Origin of the sequence: Neomegalonema perideroedes DSM 15528, from assembly GCF_000374145.1 — a bacterium.
Classification (GTDB): domain Bacteria; phylum Pseudomonadota; class Alphaproteobacteria; order Rhodobacterales; family Rhodobacteraceae; genus Neomegalonema; species Neomegalonema perideroedes.
Genome location: NZ_KB893664.1, coordinates 93,435 through 114,196 on the forward strand (window position 1 = coordinate 93,435; position 20,762 = coordinate 114,196).

A 20,762-nucleotide genomic window follows, 5' to 3' on the forward strand; every position below is an offset into this window, starting at 1 on the left:
AAAGCCCGACGTCCTGGCCCATGGCGCGGCGGCGCCGGGCTTCAGGACGTCGCATATGATCACGCTCGACCAAGTTTCGAAAATCTATCGCGCGGGCGGAAATAAGATCGCCGCTGTGGACGAGGTCAGCCTGACCATCCCCGCGGGAAGGGTCACGGGGATCATCGGCCAGAGCGGCGCCGGGAAAAGCACGCTCATCCGCATGCTGAACGGCTTGGAGAAGCCTTCCTCCGGCTCGGTTCTGGTGGCGGGGCGCGACATGGGCCGGGCCTCCGGGGCGGAGCTGCGCAAGGCGCGGCTCAAGATCGGCATGATCTTTCAGCATTTCAATCTGCTCTGGTCGCGCACGGCGCGCGCCAACGTCGCCTTCGCGCTGGAGATCGCCGGAATTCCCCGCGCCGAGCGCCGCGCCCGAGTCGAGGAGCTGCTCCGGCTGGTGGGGCTGGAGGGCAGAGAAGATTCCTATCCCGCGCAGCTTAGCGGCGGACAGAAACAGCGCGTCGGGATCGCGCGGGCTCTGGCCAATGCGCCGGATCTGCTCCTCTGCGACGAAGCCACCTCGGCGCTGGACCCTCAGACCACAGATCAGATTCTGGATCTCCTCTCCGAGATCAACCGCCGCCTCGGGCTGACCATCGTGCTGATCACGCATGAGATGCATGTGGTGCGCCGCATCTGCGATCATGTGGCGGTGATGGAGGCCGGGCGCGTCGTGGAGGAAGGCCTCGTCTCCGAGGTCTTCGCCGCGCCGAAACAGCCGATCACCCGCCGCTTCATCCGCCAGACCTCGGAGGAGGGGGGCTTTGATCCGGCCCTCGCGCCGCCCGAGGGCGCATTGCTGCGTCTGACCTATGCGGGCGAGGGCGGAGCGGCGCAGGATTCCGCCTTCTCCGAGGCGGTTTTGAAGCTCGGGCTGCGGGCGAATCTGCTTCAGGCCCGCCTGAGCCAGACCCTTGAGGGGCCTTCCGGCGAGATCGTCGCCCATTTGCCCGATCCGGCTCAGGCGCGGGCTTTGGCCGAATTCCTCGCGACGCGCGGAATCGGCGTCGATCTTCTGCGGGAGGGCTAAGCCATGCTCGCCGAATGGATCTCCGCCGCGCTGCCCAACGTGCGACTCGCGCCTCTGCTCAAGGCGACGCAGGACACGCTGTATATGACCGCCATGGCGGGAGCGGCGGTCTTCGTGCTCGGGCTGCTGCTCGGGACGGCCCTCTATCTGACTTCGCCGGGGCGGCTGCTGGCCAATCGGCCCCTCTATTGGACGCTCTCGACGCTGACCAACGTCTTTCGCGCCATTCCCTTCATCATCCTGCTGGTGCTGCTGATTCCCTTCACGCGGGCGGTGGTGGGCACGATCCTCGGGGTGAACGCGGCGCTTCCGGCGCTGATCTTCGGGGCGGCGCCCTTCTACGCGCGCCTCGTGGAGCTGGCCTTCCGCGAAGTCGACCGCGGCGTCATCGAGGCCACCCGCGCCATGGGCGGCGGAATCGGGACGGTGGTCCTCCGGGTGCTGATCCCCGAGGCCGCTCCGGCGCTGGTCTCCGGCCTGACCGTCACGCTGATCGCCTTGGTGGGCTATACGGCCATGGCGGGCGCCATCGGCGCCGGAGGGCTCGGCCATCTCGCCTATCTCGAAGGATTCCAGCGCAGCCGCCGCGACGTGACCCTCGCGGCCACTCTGGCGGTGCTGCTGATCGTCTTCGTCATTCAGTTTCTCGGCGACCGCCTCGCGCGGCGTCTGGACAAACGCTGACTCTCTCTTGAGTCTCAAGGAGCTTATCATGTTGAACCGCATCTTCGCCGCGACTTTCGCCTCTGTTCTGGCGCTGGCCGGTCCCGCTTTCGCTCAGACCAAGCTCACCGTGGGCGCTTCGCCGACGCCGCACGCCGAGATCCTCGAATTCGCCAAGCCGCTGCTGGCGGAAAAGGGCGTGGATCTGAACGTCGTCGTGTTTCAGGACTACATCCTTCCGAACACCGCCCTCGTGGGCGGCGACATCGACGCGAATTATTTCCAGCACGTCCCCTATCTGAACGAGGTGCTGGCCGATAATCCTGATTATAAGCTCGTCAATGCGGGCGGCGTGCATGTCGAGCCCATCGGGATCTACTCCAAGCGCTGGAAGAGCCTCTCCGAGCTGCCGCAGGACGGCCGCGTGATCCTGCGCGATTCCGTGGCCGAGGAAGGCCGCATCCTCGCGATCTTCCAGCGCGAGGGCGTGGTGAAGCTGAAAGAGGGCGTCGAGGCGGCGGCGGTGCGGATCTCCGACATCGCCGAGAACCCCAAGAACCTGACCTTCCTGCCCGACATCGAGGCGGCGCTCCTGCCGCAGGTCTACGCCAACGACGAAGCCGACGCCGTGACCATCAACGCCAATTACGCGCTCGGCGCGGGGCTGGACCCGGTCAAGGATCCCATCGCCGTCGAGAGCGCCGAGGGCAATCCCTACGCCAACATCGTGACCGTGCGCGCGGGCGACGAGACCCGTCCGGAGATCGTCGCGCTGGTCGAGGCGCTGAAGTCCGAGCCGGTGCGTCAATTCATCCTCGACACCTATAAGGGCGCCGTGGTTCCCGTCGCCGAGTGATCCGCTGAGCTTAAATCGGCTGAGAAAAACCCCGTCCGCGCTTTTCCGCGCGGGCGGGGCCTTGCGATTCCTGCGCCTTGCTCCGCTCCCCTCTGGGGCGAGTCGTCGCAAGCGCCGATCCACAGCCTTGGCGTCATGAAACTTCGTGTAAGCATTCCCGCATCTGCGAAGACGCCTGCGGCGCGCTCTGATTTTCCTTGTGCTGAGGATTTCGGGGCGCGGCCTGCGCGGCTTTCGCGGAGATCTTCATCTGCGAAAGGGAGCTTGCGGAGCCATGGGTCTTCTGGGCGTCGTCTTATCTTTGGGCCTTTTGATGTATCTCGCCTATCGGGGCGTGAACGTCCTGATTCTGGCGCCTCTTCTGGCGCTTCTGGCGGTTCTGTTCAGCGGCGGCCTGCCGATTTTAGGGACTTACACCCAGATCTTCATGAAGGCGCTCGGCGATTACGTCGCGACCTTCTTTCCGCTCTTCATGCTCGGGGCGATCTTCGGCAAGCTCATGGCCGACAGCGGTTCGGCGCGGGCCATCGCGGAATGGATCGTGGCGAAGCTCGGGGCGCAAAACGCGATTCTCGCGGTGGTGCTGAGCTGCGCGGCTCTGACCTATGGCGGCGTGTCGCTTTTCGTGGTGGCCTTCGCGGTCTATCCCATCGCGGCGGAGCTTTTCCGCAAGGCCGGGATTCCCAAACGCCTGATCCCCGCGACCATCGCCCTCGGCGCCTTCACCTTCACCATGACCGCGCTGCCGGGCTCGCCCGCGATTCAAAACGCCATTCCGACCCCCTATTTCGGCACGACGCCTTTCGCGGCGCCTCTGGCGGGAATTCTGGGCGGCGCGGTCATGTTCCTCGGAGGCATGGCCTGGCTGCGCTGGCGAGCCGCTCAGGCCGCCGCCCGCGGCGAGGGCTATGGCGATCATCCGCCGAGTTCGGCGGAATCCGTGGTGATTCACGAAAACCCGCCGGGCGTGCTCATCGCTCTGACGCCCGCTTTTTCGGTGATCGCGCTGAACGCGCTCTTCACCTACGTCCTGCTGCCCCGGCTGGATTCCAGCTTCCTCGCGGAGCCCGCTTACGGCTCGACGACCATCGATTCCGTGCGGGGCGTCTGGGCGATCATTTCGGCTCTGACGCTCTCCATCGTCCTGCTGATCGCCCTGAACTGGGCGCGGCTGAAGACTCTGCGCGAGAGCCTCAATGCGGGAACCATGGGTTCGCTTCTGCCGATCTTCAACACCGCCTCGGAAGTCGGCTACGGCGCGACCATCGCCTCTTTGCCCGCCTTCGCTCTGGTGCGCGACGCGGTGATGAACGTCTCGCCGAATAATCCTCTGGTTTCGGTGGCGGTGGCGACCAACGTGCTGGCGGGAATCACCGGCTCGGCCTCCGGCGGACTCTCCATCGCCTTGCAGACCCTCGGCGGACATCTGAACGCCATGGCCGAGGCGACGGGCGTCAGCCCCGAATTGATGCATCGCGTGGCGGCCATGTCCTCGGGCGGCTTCGACACTCTGCCGCATAACGGCGCGGTGATCACGCTGCTGGCCATCTGCGGCCTGACCCATAAGCAGTCTTATCTCGACATCTTCGTCGCGGCTCTGCTCGTGCCGGTTCTGGCGACGGCCGTGGTGGTGCTGGTCGGCGGCTATGTGATCTGAGGGGCGTCAGAGCGCAGTCCGAAGAATCCGCAAGATTTTTCGGAGGAATTGCGCGACAGGATGAAATCCGAGAGCGCTTGAACTCCAAGCGCTCTAAGGCCCCTCCATGGAGTCCAGCGCCGCCGCTTTGACGAGGGCGAAGAGCTCTTCGCCCTCTTTGAGCGCCATCTCCGCCGCCGCGAGCCGCGTCAGGCGGGCGCGGAGGAGGCCGCCGCCCTCCAGCGTCAGCCTCGCTTCGAGGAAGGGGCCTTCCTCCGCCTCCAGAGCCTCCAGCCGCACGGGCAGAGCGTTGCGGATCGAGATCTCTTCCGGCGCCCGGCGGGCCAGAGCCACGTCGGCGGCGGCGATCCTCAGCCTCAGGCGCGCGCCGAGGGGCGGGGCGGCCTCGACGGGCACCCGCAGCCGCGCGCCGCCTAAATCCACGTCGAGAATCTGATATTCCGCATCATAGCCCGCCGCCCGGCCCTCCAGAGCGGCGCCGGACTCCACCTCCGGCCCCAGAGCAGCGGGCGGGACCCGCGCGAAGACCTCCAGAGGCGGGCCGGAATCGAAGATCTTCCCGTCGCGCATGAGGATCAGCCCTTCGGAAAGTCTGAGGGCCTCCTCCACGGCGTGGGTGACGTAGATCACGGGGATTCCGAAGCGGCGCGGCAGATCGGCGATCAGCGGCAGAATCGCCGCCTTGCGCGCCCGGTCGAGGGCGGAAAGCGGCTCGTCCATGAGCATCAGCCGGGGGCGGGTCAGCAAAGCGCGGCCTATGGCGACGCGCTGGCGCTCGCCGCCGGAGAGGGTTTCGGGGCGGCGCTTGAGCAAAGGCCCGAGATCCATCCGCGCGACCACCTCCTCATAAGCGATGGGCGAGCCGTCTTGGGAGCGCCTTCCTGTCAGGCTGAATCTTCCGAAGATCCCGGGCTTTTGTTTGGTCGCGTTTTCACGACGCGAAGCCGTTCCGGCTTCGCTGGAAAACGCTCCGGGCGCCCGCCGCCAAGCGTAAAGGAGGTTCCGCTCCACGCTGAGATGCGGGAAAAGCCTTGCGTCCTGAAAGACGTAGCCCACCGGCAAGGCGTAGGGCGGACGCCCTAGCCATTCCTCGCCGTCGAGCTTCAGAGAGCCCCGCGCTTCGGGCTCGAAGCCCGCGATGAGCCGCAAAAGCGTCGTCTTCCCCGAGCCGCTCGGCCCGAAGAGCGTCGTCACGCCCGAAAGCGCGAAGCTCCCTTGCGCCGCCAGCCGAAAGCTTGGGCGGGTCAGAGTCAGATCGAGATCCAGCCGCATCAGGCCCTCATGCTGCGAAAGCGCCCGTTGAGCAGAGCCACCGTCAGGAGAATGCAGAAGGAGACCAGCAAAAGCCCTCCCGCGAGACGATGGGCCGCGGCGTAGTCGAGGCTCTCCACATGCTCGAAAAGCGCCATGGAGATGACCCGCGTGCGCCCCGGAATATTCCCGCCCACCATGAGCAGCACCCCGAATTCTCCGAGGCAATGGGCGAAGACCAGAGCCCCCGCCGTGGCGTATCCGCGTCCGGCCATGGGCGCGGCCACGGTGAGGAAGGCGTCGAGCGGGCGGGCGCGCAGCGAGGAAGCCGCCTCCATAGGCCCGCGCCCCACCGCCTCGAAGGCGTTTTGCAGCGGCTGCACCGCGAAGGGCAGGCTATAGACCAGCGAGGCCAGCAAAAGCCCGTGAAAGGAGAAGGCGAGAGTCCCGCCCGTGCGCTCCAGCCACCAGCCGCCGAACATGCTGTTAGGGCTCATCAGCAGCAGCAGATAAAACCCGAGCGCCGTCGGCGGCAGCACCAGCGGCAAAGCCACCAGCGCCTCCACCGGCGCGCGCCAGCGGCCCCTCGCCCGCGAGAGCCGCCAGGCCAAAGGCGTGGCGACCATCAGCAGGATCAGAGTCGTCAGCGCCGCGAGCCGCGCCGTCAGCCAGACGGCGCTCCAGTCGCTCGCGCTCATTGCGCGGGTTCAAGCTCGAGCTCGGGCTCCTGAAGGGCGGGCTCTTCGGCCAGCTCATAGCCGAAGCGCTCGATGATGGCGTGAGCGCTCGGAGCGCCGCGCAGATATTCGACGAATTCGCGTCCGGCGGGGGTGTCCTTGATGAGGATCGCGTCCTGACGGATCGGCGCGTAGATCTCCGCCGGAGGCAGCCAGAGGCTCCCCTGATCGACGAATTTGCCTTCCTTGATCTGCGAGAGCGCGATGAAGCCCATATCCGCCGCGCCGCTGGCCGTCGAGGCGAAGGCCTCGCCGATGCTGCCGCCTTGGGCGATCTTGCCTTCGAGATCGGCGGTCAGGCCGAGATTCTCGATGACCTCCATGGCGGCGGCGCCATAGGGCGCGGTTTTGGGATTGGCGATGGAGACCAGACGCGCGTTCTTCAGCCCCTCCGCCCCAAGCTCGACCTTCTCGCGGGGCGTCCAGAGCGCGAGCGTGCCGATGGCGTAGGTGAAGCGCGTGCCGACCACGCCGAGGCCCTCCTTTTCGAGCAGCTCCGGGCGCTCGTCGTCGGCGGAGAGGAAGGCGTCGAAGGGCGCACCCTCGCGGATCTGGGTGGTCAGGCCGCCGCTGGCGCCGAAGGCCGGGACCACGGTATGTCCGGTCTCCTTATGGAAATCCTCCGCGAGAACCTCCATGGCGCCTTTGAAATTGGCGGCCACGGCCACGGTGAGCGTCGCCGGAGCGACCTCCACGGGCGCGGGGCGCGGCGCCTCCTGAGCGAAGGCGGATTGGGCGAAGATGGGCAGGCCGACCAGAGCGGCGGCCAGAAGAGGAGCGAATTTCATCGCGAGACTCCTTGAAAAAGGCGTGGGCTTATTCATTCGGCGGCTTTCTGAGGCGGGAGCGTCTCAAGGCGGCTTTCGAAATCCGCCTCCTCGACGCAGGCTTGCAGAGCGGCGGCCATCGGCGTTTGCGGCGCGCGCTCGGCGAGGACCAGCCCGACCATGTGGCGGCGCGGCGCTTCGGGCATCTCCAGCAGCGCCAGACCCCCGACCTCGCCGAAGACGAAGCGGAAGGCCTGCGGGACGATGGCGCACCAAGGTCCGGCGCGCAGATGCGACGCCACCCCGAGAAAGCTGTTGCAGGTGATCTTCGGCCTCAGGCTGACGCCGAAATCCGCCGCCGCCTCGTCGAGGATGCGGCGATGCTTCATCTCCTCGCGCAAGAGGCAGAGGGGCTGCGCGGCGGCCTCGGCCCAATCGACGATCTCGCGCGCCGCCAGAGGATGCCCGGCGCGGCAGGCGAAGAGATAGCGCTCGCGATAAAGCGGAAAGCCTTGCAGGCCCTCCTGCGAGGCTTCGTCGAGATAGGTGACGCCGCCGTCGATCTCGAAGATCTCCAGAGCCCGGCGCAAAGCCTGAAAGGACATGGAGCGGATTTCAATCCCGGCCAGAGGATGGCGGCGCGCGAAACGCTCGGAGATCAGCGAGACCATCGGCATGGCGGCGGGGATCACGCCGAGGCGCAGATCTCCGGTCAGGCCGCCTTGGGCGCCTCTCAGATCCTCATGGAGGCTGTCGTGGTCCGCGAGGATCCGCCGCCCCCAACGGAGCAGCTTCTCGCCCTCCGGCGTGAGCGCCGTGAAGCGGTGCCCCCGGATGACCAGCGCGAGATTGAGATCCTCCTCAAGCTTGCGGATCGCCTGCGAGAGCGTCGGCTGCGTGACGCCGCAGGCCTCGGCGGCGCGTCCGAAATGCTTTTCCTCGGCGAGGACGATGAAGAATTTCAGATGCCGGATGAGCATAGGCCCGCCTTCCTGCGCCGGAATCCCGGCGAGGCGCCGCCGCGCGGCTCCAGAGCCTCCGGACGCGCGGGCCCGGTCATGGGCGCAGGAGGCGAGCATGGAGCAGCCTCGCGCGAGGCCTCCGCGTCAACCGCGCTTCCCGCAGATCCAGCGCATTGGACATAGGCGATTCCTATCGTTCCCCGAGAAAATCGACGCGATTTTCTTCAAGCCTCGCCTTTCACTGCGGCATCTGGCGGAAAGGTTCAATCTTATTGATTGGTCTTATTTATCGATTGATTCCGCCTATGAAGGGCGGGCGCTTCGGAAATCCCGGTCTCCGCGCGGATTGAGGCGCGGCCTCGGCGCGCTTCCCGTCGGTTTCTTGAGATGAGGAATTGATCCGGCGCGCCTAAGATCCTAGAGGGCTCCGTCGACCGGCTGCGGTCGACGCCCCAGTTTGGAAAGCCGCATGATGAAGAGCATGGCGAAGCGCCCCATCCGCGAGGGGGTCGAGGCTCGACCGGGAGGCGCGTTTTGACCCGCGCCTTGATGATTCAGGGGACGGGCTCGAATGTGGGGAAATCCCTGCTCGTGGCGGGGCTCTGCCGGGCGGCGCGGCTGAGGGGCTTGCGGGTTCTGCCCTTCAAGCCGCAGAACATGTCCAACAACGCCGCCGTGACCGCCGAGGGCGGCGAGATCGGCCGGGCTCAGGCTTTGCAGGCGCTGGCCTGCGGCGTCGAGCCCTCCGTGGACATGAATCCGGTGCTGCTCAAGCCGCAAACCGACGTCGGGGCGCAAATCGTGGTGCAGGGGAAGGTCTTCGCCTCGGCGCGGGCGCGGGATTACGGCGCGCTCAAGCCCCGGCTGACGGGCGCGGTTCTGGAGAGCTTCGCCCGGCTGAAATCCCGCGCGGATCTGGTGATCGTCGAGGGGGCGGGCAGCCCGGCGGAGGTCAATCTCCGCAAAAACGACATCGCCAATATGGGCTTCGCGCGGGCGGCGGCGGTTCCCGTGGTGCTGGCGGGCGACATCGACCGCGGCGGAGTCATCGCCCAGATCATCGGGACTCAGGCCGTGCTTGACCCTGAAGACGCCGCCATGATCCGGGGCTTCCTCGTCAACCGCTTTCGCGGCGATCCGCGCCTCTTCGACGACGGATATGACCTGATCGCGCGGCGCACGGGCTGGCGGGGCTTCGGGGTGGTTCCATGGTTCGCGGGCGCGGCGCGGCTTCCGGCGGAGGACGCGCTGGATCTCGCGCCTTCGGGCTCGGGTCCGGTGAAGATCGCCTGTCTTTGCCTCTCGCGCATCGCCAATTTCGACGATCTCGACCCGCTGAAGATCGAGCCCGCGATCCGTCTGGAGATGATCCGCCCCGGCCAGCCTCTGCCCGGAGACGCGGCCTTGGCGATCATTCCGGGGACGAAATCCACGCGCGGCGACCTCGCCTTTCTGCGGGCGCAGGGCTGGGACGTGGATTTATTGGCCCATCACCGGCGCGGAGGGCGGATTCTCGGGCTTTGCGGCGGCTATCAGATGCTCGGACGCAGCGTGGCCGACCCCGAAGGGCTGGAGGGCGAGCCGGGCGAGACGCCGGGCCTCGGGCTGCTTGAGGTGGAGACCGTCATGGCGCCGGACAAGCGCCTGACCCGCGTCGAGGCGCTGCACGCGGCGAGCGGATTGAAGGTCTCGGGCTATGAAATCCACATCGGCCGCACCCAAGGCCCCGACCGCGCGCGGCCCTTCGCCTATCTCGGGGGCGAGCCGGAGGGCGCGGTTTCGGCGGATGGGCTGACGACGGGATCTTATCTCCATGGGCTTTTCGCCGAAGACGCCTTTCGGGCGGCCTATCTGGCGAGCTTGGGGGCGCAGGCGGGGGGGCTCGGCTATTCCGCCGGAGTCGAGGCGGTTCTCGACGAACTCGCCGCCCATCTGGAGGCGCATCTCGACGTGGAGGGGCTTCTGGCTCTGGCCGACTAAAGTCGCTTCGGAAATCCGGCTGAGGGGGGATGTCGGGCGAGGCGCGCGTTCTATATAGCTCCGGCGTCCGCCGCCTCAGGAGAAACCATGGAACGTCAGATCGAACGCATTCTTTTCGCCAGCCGCTGGCTGATGGCCCCGATGTATCTGGGGCTGGTCGTCGCGCTGGCCATCCTCGTCTGGATGTTCATCATGGAGCTTGTCCGCTTCGCCATGATCATCCCCGCCATGACGGTGAACGACGCGATTCTGGGCGCTCTGGCTCTGATCGACCTCAGCCTCGGGGCGAATCTGCTGCTGATCGTGATCTTCTCGGGCTATGAGAATTTCGTCAGCCGGTTGGACATCAACGGCCATGAGGATCGCCCCGAATGGCAGGGCGAAGTCGATTTCTCCGGGCTGAAGCTGAAGCTCGTGGCCTCCATCGTGGCGATTTCGGGCATTCATCTGCTCAAGGTCTTCATGGACGTGAATAAATACACCCCCGAACATATCCGCTGGATGGTGGTCATTCATCTGGTCTTCGTGGCTTCGGGCGTTTTGCTGGCCGCTATGGACTGGATCGCCAACCACGCGAAGACCTTGAAAAAACCGAAGAAATCCGACGAGGATTGAACGGACCCGAACAGAAACAGGCGGAGCCGGGGGAGGCTCCGCCTGTCGTCGACTCCGGCGCGGGGAGGGGGCCGCGCGCCGGGAGGGGGATCAGGGCAGATCCGTCACGCGGATCAGCATGGTCTCGCCGGAGCTGTCGTCCACGCCGTCGTTGTCGGTGACGATCCAGGCGGTTCCCTCGGCGTCGAAGGTCAGGCCCTCGACCTTATCCAGCACATAGCCGCCGTTCGAGAGCAGATCCGGGAGCAGATCGCGGACCACCTCGCGGGAGACCACCGGAAGCTCGCCGCCCAGAGGCGCCGGGTTCAGCTCGGAGACCGGAACGCGGGTGACGACCTTGGTCGCGGCCTTGTCGCCGATGAGGTTGTCGCGCTCCAGCAGATAAACGTAGTCGCCGCGGGTCGCGATCTCGGAGAGCCCCACCCAGCCGGAGGTCGGCGCCGCCAGAGGATAGCGCACCGCGCCCCATTCCTTGGTCGCCGGATCATAGGAGACCAGCTTCACGAAGCCTTTCGGATCATCGCCCCATTCGCGCTGAATGGCGATCCAGAGGCGGTCCCCGACCCACGTGATCCCCTCGGCGCCGAAGCGCTTGGCGTGATTGGTCAATTCGGTCGGGAAGGCGACCTCCTCGACGATCTCGCCGGAGGCGTCCACGCGGTAAAGCGCATGGGGGACGTTCTTGTCGAGATCGCCTTCATTGGCGATCCAGAAGCCGCCTTCGCGGGCGAGGGTCACGCCCTCCATGTCGAGGCCGAGCGCCGGAGCGCCGCCGCGGGTCACGCGCAGCGCCGAGGTGATGCGGGCCGGGGTCTGGGTCGCGTCGATGGCGTAGATCGTCGGCTGAGCCTTGAAGAAGCTGTCGTTGACCGCATAGAGGCGGCCCGGAGCCTCGGGATCGGCGGCGAGGCCCGAAAGCGCCGCCCAGCCGATGCGCTCTTCGGCGCCTTCCGCGGTGAGGTAGGGATAGCGCGCCGGGCCTTCCGCACGCTGGTAGATCATGACATGGGCGCGGGCGGCGCCGTCTTCGCCAAGGTCGGTCTCATTGGCGGAGACCAGCAGATTGCGCGCCGGGATGGTCGCGTAGCCTTCCGGCCCGACGCCCGAAGGCAGAACCTGCAACAGAACCGGGTTCTTCAGGTCGGTCACGTCATAGACGCCGACCGCCGAACCGCGCTCGGAGCCGATGAAGAGCAGCGGCTGATCGCCGTAACGGGCGAAGGCCACGGATTCCGGCTCCACGCCCTTGGCGTCGGAGCGCTTATCCGGGTAATGGCCGAGGGCGATCAGGGCGTGCTCGAAGCTCGCGCCGGATTCAAAGACCACTTCGCCGCTTTTATGGAAGATGGTCCAGCCGCGCGAGCCGCCGTCCATATCGCCTTCATTGGCGGTGGCGAAATGCTCGTCGTCGATCCATTTGACCGAATCCGGCTCGCGTTTGCGGCCCGGCTGGCTCTCGGTGAAGATCAGCGCGCCTTCGTCGGTGGCGTCGATCTCGGTCAGATCCACGGCGCCCGCCGAAAAATGGCTGAGGATCGCGCCGTCGCGGCCCACGACGGCGATATGGTTGTTCTCCTGAAGCGTGACCACCGTTTCGCCGAGGGCGTTGATGTCCACGAATTCCGGCTCAGGATCTTCCGGCGAGATTTCGGCGAGGCCGGTCATGTCGATCTGGCGGCCCGAGGCGCAATCGACCACGCCGTTCTTGATCTCGGCGAGGTAGAGATAGCCGGCGGGCATTTGGCCCACGCGGCCGTCGCCCAGATCCTCGTCGCGCTCATTCTCGATGGCGACCGCGAGGAAGCTTCCGTCCGGAGCTATGGCGACGCTGTCCGGCTGGCCGCCGAGGTCGCAGCGCGCGATCTCCTTGCGGCTCGCGAGGTCGATGGCGACCAGATGGCCGGAGGTCTCGATATAATTCTCGGAGGTGTTGGCCGCCACGAAAGCGATCTGACCCAGCACGCCGACCGAGGTCGGATCGCCGCCCACGTCCACATTGCCGAGCGCTTTCGGCGCGGCGGGATCCGTGATGTCGACCAGCCCGGCCACGCCAAGGGGGCCGTCGGTGTAGATCAGCGTGTTCCCATCCGCCGAGACGGCGATGATCTCCGCCGAGGTCTCGCGGGCGCGGTCTTCGCCCTCGGCCATATTGAGGCTCGTGGCGAAGCTGGCGACGCGGTTGAAATTGGTCTCGGCGGCGGCCGCTCCGGCGCAGAGCGCCAGCACGGAGGTCAGACAGAGCAGATGAACGCGCATCCCGCTTTCCCCTCAGGTAGAGATTCCCCGGAGCGTTCTCCAGCGAAGCCGCTTGAGCTCCGCGTCGTGAAAACGCGACCATAAACATGCGGGCCTTGTGGCGGAGAGCGGCGACGAAAGCGCGAAGCTTTCATGACGTTTCGAAGACGTCAGACGTGGAATTGCTCCGGCCAGTCGCGAAACAGCGCCACCTGTCCCTCGCGGCGGAGGCGGCGCACCTGCGCGAGGTCGATCTCGCCCTGAAGCCAGAGGCTCTTACTGGTGAAGATCTCCGGGCTTTCGGCGTGGACGCCGTTCGGCGACATGCCGTAATCCGCCGGGACGTAAAGCGCGGCGCGGCCGAAATTCTCATCCACCGAAGGCGACCAGAGCGCCCGTCCCGCCGTCGAGGAGACCAGAACCGCCGTTTGATTCTCCAGCGCCCGCGCCTGAGCCCCGATCCGCACGCGATGCGCCCCGGCCTCCGTGTCGGTGCAGCTCGGCGCGAGGATGAGATCCGCGCCCATCTCCGCCAGACGCCGCGCCAGCATGGGGAATTCATTGTCGTAGCAGATGAGGATCCCCAAAACGCCGAGCGGCGTTTCGAAGATCCGCAGGCCCTCCTTGCCCGCCGCGACCTTCCATTGCTCGCGCTCGAAGCGGGTCATGATGAGCTTATCCTGCCAGCCCAGCAGCCCGCCCGGCCCGAAGAGGAAAGCCCGGTTGCGGTAAAGCCCGTCCGGGTCCAGCACCGGCGCCGAGCCGGGACAGAACCAAACCCCATGCCGCCGCGCGATCCCCTCGCAGAGCGCCAGCCAGCGCGGGATCAGCGGCTGCATCCCGGCCATGGAGCCATGCAGATCGCCGCGCTGCGGCTCGGGCAGAAGCCCCGTCAGAGTCATGGCGGCGTATTCGGGCAGCAGCAGCAATTCCGCGCCCGCCTCGGCGGCCTCGCGCGCGAGGCCCTCCAGATGGACGGCGTAGGAGTCCCAATCCTCGAAGAGCTCGATGGCGTATTGGCAGGCGGCGAATTTCACCATCAGCGGAGGTCCTTCAGCCAATAGGACATCGGCTTGAGGCTCTCCTCCGCCTCGCCGAGGTCGCGCCATGAGAATTCCGTCCGCAACTCCGGGCGATGGACATAGCCGCGCTTGCGCCAGAAGGCGTCCAGAGGCTGATAATCGGCGGGGCGCAAAGGATGGTCCTGCGGGCGCTCGACGGCGCTGAAGCAGCAGAAATCATAAGCCCCGGAGCGGCGGGCGAAGCCTTCGCGCTCCTCGAAGAAGCGCACCCCGATTCCGCCTCCGCGATATTCCGGCAAAAGCACGGATTCGCCGTAATAGAAGATGCGCTCGACGTTCCAGCCCGCCGCGCGGAAGGGGCGCTGAAATTCCTCCGTCTCCTCGCGCATGGGCATGGCCGTCGAGGCGCCGACCGCCTTTTCGCCGTCGAGAGCCAGCACGAAAAGGCTCTGCGGCGAACGGGCGTAGGTGGAGACGTATTTGCGTTCGTAAGCGAGATCGCCTTCATAAAGATAGGGGAAGGCCCGGAAGACCTTGATGCGCAGCCGCGCCAGATCCTCGAAATAAGGCTCGGCCGCCTGTCCCTGAAAGGTCTCGATCCTCACGCCGTCATCCATTTCGCCAGCTTCCATCCTGCGCTAGAGACTAGCAAAGAGCCTCTTCAACCCGCAAACCGGAAAGCGAAGATCATGAACGCCGCAGCAGTCATCCAATCTTACTACGACGCCTTCAATCGTGGAGACGTCGAGGGCTTCCTCGATCTTCTGACCGAAGACGTGATCCATGACGTGAATCAAGGCGGCCGCGAGATCGGCAAAGCGGCTTTCCGCGCCTTCGTCGCCAAGATGAGCCGCTCTTATCGGGAGACCCTCACGGATATGGTCATTTTCGGCAGCGCCGATGGCGCGCGCGGCGCGGCGGAATTCGTCGTCAACGGGGAGTATGTCGCCACCGACGAAGGCTTGCCGGAGGCCAAGGGGCAAAAATACGTGCTGCCCGCCGGCGCCTTCTTTGAGATCCGGGACGGCAAGGTGGCCCGCATCACCAATTATTACAACCTCAACGACTGGATCGCGATGGTCTCGGCGGCCTGAAAGCCAAGGCGGGCGGCCCGGAAGCCGCCCGCCCTGTCGATTCAGACGAAGAAACGTCAGGCGCGCAGATCGAAGCGGTCGGCGTTCATGACCTTGGTCCAGGCCGCCACGAAGTCGCGGACGAACTTCTCCTTATGGTCGTCCTGAGCATAGACCTCGGCGTAGGCCCGCAGAATGGAGTTCGAGCCGAAGACCAGATCCACGCGGGTGGCGGTCCATTTCACGGCGCCGGTCTTGCGGTCGCGGATCTCATAGAGCCCGTTCTCGACCGGAACCCACTTATTCGCCATGTCCGTGAGGTTGACGAAGAAGTCGGGCGTCAGAGCGCCCACGCGGTCGGTGAAGACGCCATGCTTCGCGCCGCCGTGATTCACGCCCAGAACGCGCATGCCGCCGACGAGGACGGTCATCTCCGGGGCGGTCAGGCCCATGAGCTGCGTGCGGTCGAGCATCAGCTCTTCGGGCGAGACGACGTAATCCCGCTTCACCCAATTGCGATAGCCGTCGTGGATCGGCTCCAGAACCGCGAAGGACTCGACGTCGGTCTGCTCCGCCGAGGCGTCGCCGCGACCGGGGGAGAAGGGAACCGTCGCAGCGAAGCCCGCCGCCTTGGCCGCGCGCTCGACGCCCAAACCGCCGCCCAGCACGATCGCGTCCGCGAGGCTCGCGCCGCTCGCCTGGGCGAGGGGCTCCAGAACCGCGAGAACCCGCGCCAGACGCTCCGGCTCGTTGCCCTCCCAATCCTTCAGAGGCGCGAGACGAATGCGCGCGCCATTGGCGCCGCCGCGCATGTCCGAGCCGCGATAGGTGCGGGCGCTGTCCCAGGCCGTGGCGATCAGATCGGCGTCGGAGAGGCCGCTCGCGGCGATCTTCGCCTTGAGGGCGGCGACGTCGTATCCGGTCGGACCAGCCGGAATCGGATCCTGCCAGACCAGATCCTCGGTCGGGGCGTCCGGGCCGATGTAGCGCGAGCGCGGACCCATGTCGCGATGGGTCAGCTTGAACCAGGCGCGGGCGAAGGTCTTCGAGAAGAGATCGAAGTCGTTCATGAAGCGCAGCGAGATCTCGCGATAGGCCGGATCCACCTTCAGCGCCATGTCGGCGTCGGTCATCAGAGGATTCAGGCGGATCGAAGGATCCTCCACGTCGACCGGCTTATCGGCTTCGGCGATGGAGATCGGCGCCCATTGCGTGGCTCCGGCGGGGCTGCGCGTCAGAGTCCATTCATGGCCGAACAGCATCTTGAAGAAGCCGCCGTCCCATTTGGTGGGCTCGGTGGTCCAGGCGCCTTCGATGCCGGAGACCACGGTGTCGCGGCCCACGCCGCGGCCCTTGGTGTTCATCCAGCCGAGGCCCTGATATTCGGGTCCGGCGGTCTCGGGATCGGGGCTCAGATTCGAGGCGCTGCCGTTGCCGTGGCTCTTGCCGAGGGTGTGGCCGCCCGCCGTGAGCGCCACGGTCTCCTCGTCGTCCATGCCCATGCGGGCGAAGGTCTCGCGCATCTGATTGGCGGTGGCCTGAGGATCGGACTTGCCGTTGACGCCCTCGGGATTGACGTAGATCAGACCCATCTGAACCGCCGCCAGAGGATTCTCCAGCGTCTCGGGCTTGCTCACGTCGCCGTAACGGCCGTCGGAGGGGGCGAGCCATTCCTTTTCAGCGCCCCAATAGGTGTCTTTCTCGGGGTGCCAGATGTCTTCGCGGCCGAAGGCGAAGCCGTAGGTCTTCAGACCCGAGACTTCATAGGCGATGGTTCCGGCCAGCGCGATGAGGTCGGCCCAGGAGATCTTGTCGCCGTATTTCTTCTTGATCGGCCAGAGCAGACGGCGGCCTTTGTCGGTGTTGACGTTGTCCGGCCAGGAGTTCAGCGGCGCGAAGCGCTGATTGCCCGTATTGACGCCGCCGCGGCCGTCGGTCGTGCGATAGGAGCCCGCGGCGTGCCAGCTCACGCGGGCCATCATGCCGACGTAGCTGCCCCAATCGGCGGGCCACCAGTCCTTGCTGTCGGTCATCAGAGCGCGCAGATCGGCCTTGAGCGCCTCGAAATCGAGGCCCTTCACCGCTTCGCGATAGCTGAAGCCCTCGTCCAGCGGATTGGTCTTGCGGTCATGCTGGCTCAGGATGTCGAGATTGAGGGCGTTGGGCCACCAATCCATCACCGATTTGCCGATCTCCGTATTGCCGCCGTGCATCACCGGACATTTGCCGGCGGTCTTCGCGTCGTCAGCGCCCATGTTTCCCTCCAAAGGCTTGCGTGACTCGGGTCGCCGGGGAGATCCTCCCCCCGCCCGAAGCTTCGTAAGGCCATCGGTAACAGAGACGTCCCATAACGCCTAATTGCATTTTCTGAAGGTTGCGATAACCTCAGCTTATGACGAAGCTCTCCATGCGGCATTTGCGTTATTTCGAGGCTCTGGCGCGGCTCGGGCATTTCGGCCGCGCCGCCGAAGACTGCGCCGTCTCGCAGCCGGCCCTCTCGGCCCAGATCAAAGAGATGGAGGAGCTGCTCGGGGCGCCTCTGGCGGAGCGCGGGGCGCGGCGGATTCGTCTGACGCCTCTCGGCGAGGCGGTGGCGCTCAGGGCGCGCGAGATTCTGCGCGCGGCGGAGGAGATGGAGGGTCTCGCGCGGGCGGCGCAAAATCCGCTCGTCGGGCGGCTGAGGATCGGAATCATCCCTACGGTCGCGCCTTATCTTCTGCCGCAGATCGTGACCGAACTGACCCGGCGCAGCCCTGAGCTTGATCTGAGGCCCCGCGAGGCCGTGACGCAAAAGCTCATCGGCGATCTTCTGGAGGCGCGGCTCGACGCGGCGGTCGTCGCTCTGCCGATCTCCGAACCCGCCCTGACCGAGACTCCGCTCTTCGAGGAGGAGTTTCTCCTCGTGCGCCCGCCGGAGGACGCCGGGAAGCCGCCGCCCAATCCCGAGGCTCTGCGCGGGATGCGGCTCCTGCTGCTGGAGGAGGGGCATTGCTTCCGCGATCAGGCTTTGTCTTTCTGCGAGCTTTCGGCTTCTCCGCGCGAATTGATGGAAGGGAGCTCCCTCTCGACTCTGGTGCGGATGGTCGGAGCGGGAATCGGCGTGACGCTGATTCCCGAAATGGCCGCCGCCGTCGAGGCGCGTTCGGCCTCCGTCTCTCTGACGCGCCTGCCGGAGCCGAGGCCCACGCGGAGCATCGGCATGGTCTGGCGCAAAAGCGATCCTCTGGCGGGGCGTCTGGCGCAGATCGCCGAGATCATCCGGCAGACCGGCGCGGCGGCCTCCGCCTTCCGGGAGCCGGTCTGAATCCGCGGCCGCGTCAGTAGATCCAGATCTCCACCCGGCGATTGCGGCTCTGACCGGCCTCGTCCACGCCGCCCCGGCCCTTCCAGTCGCAGGCCACCGGCGCGATCTCGCCCCAGCCGACGACCAGATCCGTCTTCACCCCCGCCTCGGCCAGCCGCGCCGCCACCGCCCGCGCCCGGTCCCGCGCCAGCCAGCGGTTGTCCGCATGCACGCCGAGGCTGTCGGTGAAGCCCAGAGCCGCCAGTTTGCGGCGGGGCTGCTCCTGCTTCAGCGCCTTCCAATAGGCCGCCAGACGCTCGACGTCCCTTGCGGCGTTTTCATCCAGCTCCGAGCCGCCGAAGGTGAAGCGGAAGGTCACGCTGAGCCGCCGCGCTTCGGGATCGGCGGCGAAGCGGGCGAAGTCCTGCATGTCGGCGAGGCCGACGTCCTCCTTGTCGGCCAGCAGCAAAGTGCGCCGGATGGCCTCGTCGCCATAGCCGCGCGGACTGGCGACCACCTCCAGATCGGTCAGCTCCGCCGCCGCCAGAGCCGGACGCGCCGCCTCCGAGAGCGTGAAGGCGGCGAAATCCTGCGCCGCTTCGGAGGCCGCGCCGGACTTCCGCAGCAGCGTCAGCCGCCGCGCGAGCGGATATTCTCCGGTCTTCAGCGCGAAGGGCTCCGGCGCGGAGACGAGCCCGCAATCCTGCGCCAGAGCGAGCGGCTTGGCCGCCCCCGGAGGCCCGCCCAGAAACCCAAGCGCCAAAGGATCGCTCGCCGCCGCCGCGGCCAGATCGGCGTTGGAGGCGAAGGCTTCGGCGCCTCGGGCGAAGGCGCCGCCCTCCATGACGAAATTCCTGAAGAGATCGGCGGAGCCGGAATCCCCGTCGCGGACGAGCAGACGGACCGGCCCTTTGAAGGCCGGATCGATGCGGCTCCAATCGGCGACGCGGCCCGAGAAGAGATCCCGCAGCTGGGCGAAGGACAGCGCATGGACCGGATTATCGGGATGGACCACCACCGTCACGCCGTCCAGCGCGAGGACATGGGCGACGAGCCCGCCCTCCGCTTCGGCGGGCTTCGCCGGACGTGAGGACATGGCGAAATCCGCCGCGTTCCGCCGCAGCGCCCGGAAGCCCGAAGCCGAGCCATGGGCGGAGACGCGGATCTCCACCTCCTCATCCTCCGGCGAGACGGCGGAGAGGGTCAGATCCTCCGGCGTGGCGCCCTGCCGCCGCAGAACTTCGGCGTGGCCCGAGTTTTCGAGAAAGGCCCGCCCAAGCTCCGGCAGAAGCCGCGCGCCCATGGCGTTGGAGCCGGAGAAGCGCAGCAGCGTCCGGGGCGCCTCCTGAGCGGCCTCGCGGGTTTGCGCCTCGGCGGCGGGTCCGCATAAAGCGCAACTCAGCGCGATCGCCGTGATTTTCCGCATAGGATCTCCCCTGAGCGCCGCGCGACTCCGCGTTTTCGACTGCGAATCCGATCCTCGCATGCGCGTTTCATCTCCCGGCGCCGAAATCGACGACGTCCGTCCGCATCAGCCGACGCTCCCGGGGCGTCTGCGGATCGCAAGCCGTCTCGCCGAGCGCCTGACGCTCGACCCGGCTCGCGCCATAGGCGTTGACATGCAAGGTGAAGTGAACCCGCGCCGCCCCCTGCGCCAGAGCGCGGCAGGCGGCTTCTTTGGCGGCGTCTTCAAGGGAGATCTCGACGCGGGGCTCGAGCCGTCCGCGCGTCCTCAGGCCGCGCCGCACAGGGTTGCGCGCCGCCTCAAGGACATAGACCTCGGCGTGATGCCCCTCCGCGCCGCCCGCGCTGGAGAGCGCGAGCCGCCCGTAGCCTTCCTTAGCCTCTAGGCCCGGCTCGTCGAGATTGGGGCGGCGGGGCGTGACGTTGGCCGTCAGGCGGCCGATCCGCTCGCCGGGGAAGGGGCCGGGGGCCTCCGCGAGCAGAAGATCGAGATCCGCCTCGCCCTCCCAGATCAGAGCGATCTGAAGGGCGCCTTCGAAATCGGGGAAATCCAGCAATTCGGCGCGCGGACGCCCTTCGTCGTCGCTCCAGTTGAGGAGCGTCAGGCGTCCGAGCAAAGGCAGAGCGGCCTGCGCTTGCCCCAGAGCGTCGAAAGGGGCGAGGAAGACGTAATCTCCGATGGAGAACTCCGCCACCTCCCCCTCGGCGCGGCAGGAGGAGGAGATGCGCACGTCGGCGGCGCCGGGGCGCGTGCGCCGGACCTCGAAACGCTCGACGCAATCTGCGGCGGGCGGCGCGATGTCCTCCGGCTGGGCCCGCGCCGGGGAGGGCGCCGCCGAAGCCGCGAAGGCGCCGAGAAGAATCATCCGCCCGATCAGATGCATGGCGATCTTCTCCTCTGCTTGCGGCGCCTCCGCCCCATCCGCTCGCCGTCTGGCTCAGGAGCCGCACGGCGTAAACCTATCATTAAGGATAAGTCCGCGCCAGAGGGCGAAGCCTCGAAATGAAGATTTTGAAAGGATTAAACAATCCGCTCACGTCCAAAAGCGCGGCGCGGCGCCGAAGCGGGATTCTCAGCGCGATCCGCAGGCCGAATCGATGTCTCCGGGGCTGGTCTCTCCGGATTGA

Annotated in this window: 18 protein-coding genes; 8 read left to right on the forward strand and 10 right to left on the reverse strand. The window is 66.7% G+C overall.

The window, feature by feature from the left end:
• Positions 1-55: 55 nt before the first annotated feature.
• The 4 genes from B161_RS0114715 (at position 56) to B161_RS0114730 (ending at position 4,245) form a co-directional block, all read left to right on the forward strand.
• A complete protein-coding gene (locus B161_RS0114715; RefSeq protein ID WP_018634208.1) occupies positions 56-1,069 on the forward strand; it encodes a methionine ABC transporter ATP-binding protein in 1,014 nt (337 codons plus the stop codon).
• Between the two features lie 3 nt (positions 1,070-1,072).
• Positions 1,073-1,753 (forward strand): methionine ABC transporter permease, encoded by a 681-nt coding sequence (locus B161_RS0114720; protein ID WP_018634209.1) that lies wholly within the window; start codon positions 1,073-1,075, stop codon positions 1,751-1,753.
• A 28-nt stretch (positions 1,754-1,781) separates the two neighbouring features.
• Positions 1,782-2,588: a MetQ/NlpA family ABC transporter substrate-binding protein gene (locus B161_RS0114725; RefSeq protein ID WP_018634210.1), complete on the forward strand. Its 807-nt coding sequence runs from the start codon at positions 1,782-1,784 to the stop codon at positions 2,586-2,588.
• 274 nt (positions 2,589-2,862) lie between these two features.
• The gene (locus tag B161_RS0114730) at positions 2,863-4,245 is read left to right on the forward strand and encodes a GntP family permease (protein WP_018634211.1); all 1,383 of its coding nucleotides are present in this window, start codon (positions 2,863-2,865) and stop codon (positions 4,243-4,245) included.
• A 93-nt stretch (positions 4,246-4,338) separates the two neighbouring features.
• On the opposite strand, the gene B161_RS0114735 is transcribed toward B161_RS0114730, so the two are convergent.
• Genes B161_RS0114735 through B161_RS0114750 form a run of 4 tightly spaced genes read right to left on the reverse strand, consistent with a single transcriptional unit; the run spans position 4,339 to position 7,980 of the window.
• The gene (locus B161_RS0114735) at positions 4,339-5,517 is read right to left on the reverse strand and encodes a molybdenum ABC transporter ATP-binding protein (RefSeq protein ID WP_018634212.1); all 1,179 of its coding nucleotides are present in this window, start codon (positions 5,515-5,517) and stop codon (positions 4,339-4,341) included.
• Positions 5,517-6,194, reverse strand: coding sequence for a molybdate ABC transporter permease subunit (modB, locus tag B161_RS0114740; RefSeq protein ID WP_018634213.1), 678 nt, complete (start codon positions 6,192-6,194; stop codon positions 5,517-5,519). The genes B161_RS0114735 and modB overlap by 1 nt, the downstream gene beginning before the upstream one ends.
• A complete protein-coding gene (gene modA / locus B161_RS0114745; RefSeq protein WP_018634214.1) occupies positions 6,191-7,021 on the reverse strand; it encodes a molybdate ABC transporter substrate-binding protein in 831 nt (276 codons plus the stop codon). The genes modB and modA overlap by 4 nt, the downstream gene beginning before the upstream one ends.
• Before the next feature lie 32 nt (positions 7,022-7,053).
• Complete coding sequence (locus B161_RS0114750; protein ID WP_018634215.1) at positions 7,054-7,980, reverse strand: LysR family transcriptional regulator; 927 nt, start codon at positions 7,978-7,980, stop codon at positions 7,054-7,056.
• A gap of 531 nt (positions 7,981-8,511) precedes the next feature.
• Here B161_RS0114750 and B161_RS0114755 point away from each other — a divergent pair.
• Together B161_RS0114755 and B161_RS0114760 are read left to right on the forward strand one after the other, a co-directional pair.
• A complete protein-coding gene (locus tag B161_RS0114755) occupies positions 8,512-9,942 on the forward strand; it encodes a cobyric acid synthase (protein ID WP_083923001.1) in 1,431 nt (476 codons plus the stop codon).
• Positions 9,943-10,029: 87 nt separating this feature from the next.
• Positions 10,030-10,557 (forward strand): TIGR00645 family protein, encoded by a 528-nt coding sequence (locus tag B161_RS0114760; protein ID WP_018634217.1) that lies wholly within the window; start codon positions 10,030-10,032, stop codon positions 10,555-10,557.
• Positions 10,558-10,647: 90 nt separating this feature from the next.
• Here B161_RS0114760 and B161_RS0114765 read toward each other — a convergent pair whose 3' ends face one another.
• The 3 genes from B161_RS0114765 to B161_RS0114775 form a co-directional block, all read right to left on the reverse strand.
• A complete protein-coding gene (locus B161_RS0114765; RefSeq protein WP_018634218.1) occupies positions 10,648-12,813 on the reverse strand; it encodes an esterase-like activity of phytase family protein in 2,166 nt (721 codons plus the stop codon).
• 149 nt (positions 12,814-12,962) lie between these two features.
• Positions 12,963-13,832, reverse strand: a complete 870-nt coding sequence (locus B161_RS0114770; protein ID WP_018634219.1) for a carbon-nitrogen hydrolase family protein — start codon at positions 13,830-13,832, stop codon at positions 12,963-12,965.
• On the reverse strand, positions 13,832-14,431 hold the full coding sequence (locus B161_RS0114775; RefSeq protein WP_018634220.1) for an N-acetyltransferase: 600 nt from the start codon (positions 14,429-14,431) through the stop codon (positions 13,832-13,834). The genes B161_RS0114770 and B161_RS0114775 overlap by 1 nt, the downstream gene beginning before the upstream one ends.
• 72 nt (positions 14,432-14,503) lie before the next feature.
• On the opposite strand from B161_RS0114775, the gene B161_RS0114780 reads away from it, so the two are divergent.
• The gene (locus tag B161_RS0114780; protein ID WP_018634221.1) at positions 14,504-14,908 is read left to right on the forward strand and encodes a ketosteroid isomerase-related protein; all 405 of its coding nucleotides are present in this window, start codon (positions 14,504-14,506) and stop codon (positions 14,906-14,908) included.
• A 56-nt stretch (positions 14,909-14,964) separates the two neighbouring features.
• Here B161_RS0114780 and katG read toward each other — a convergent pair whose 3' ends face one another.
• Entirely contained in the window at positions 14,965-17,142 is a 2,178-nt protein-coding gene (katG, locus tag B161_RS0114785) for a catalase/peroxidase HPI (protein ID WP_018634222.1), read from the reverse strand.
• Between the two features lie 137 nt (positions 17,143-17,279).
• On the opposite strand from katG, the gene B161_RS0114790 reads away from it, so the two are divergent.
• Entirely contained in the window at positions 17,280-18,191 is a 912-nt protein-coding gene (locus B161_RS0114790; RefSeq protein ID WP_026310466.1) for a hydrogen peroxide-inducible genes activator, read from the forward strand.
• Between the two features lie 13 nt (positions 18,192-18,204).
• Here the strand turns inward: B161_RS0114790 and B161_RS0114795 are convergent, their stop codons facing one another.
• Together B161_RS0114795 and B161_RS0114800 are read right to left on the reverse strand one after the other, a co-directional pair.
• A complete protein-coding gene (locus tag B161_RS0114795) occupies positions 18,205-19,596 on the reverse strand; it encodes a substrate-binding domain-containing protein (RefSeq protein ID WP_018634224.1) in 1,392 nt (463 codons plus the stop codon).
• Between the two features lie 67 nt (positions 19,597-19,663).
• On the reverse strand, positions 19,664-20,518 hold the full coding sequence (locus tag B161_RS0114800; protein ID WP_018634225.1) for a hypothetical protein: 855 nt from the start codon (positions 20,516-20,518) through the stop codon (positions 19,664-19,666).
• Positions 20,519-20,762 lie beyond the last annotated feature (244 nt).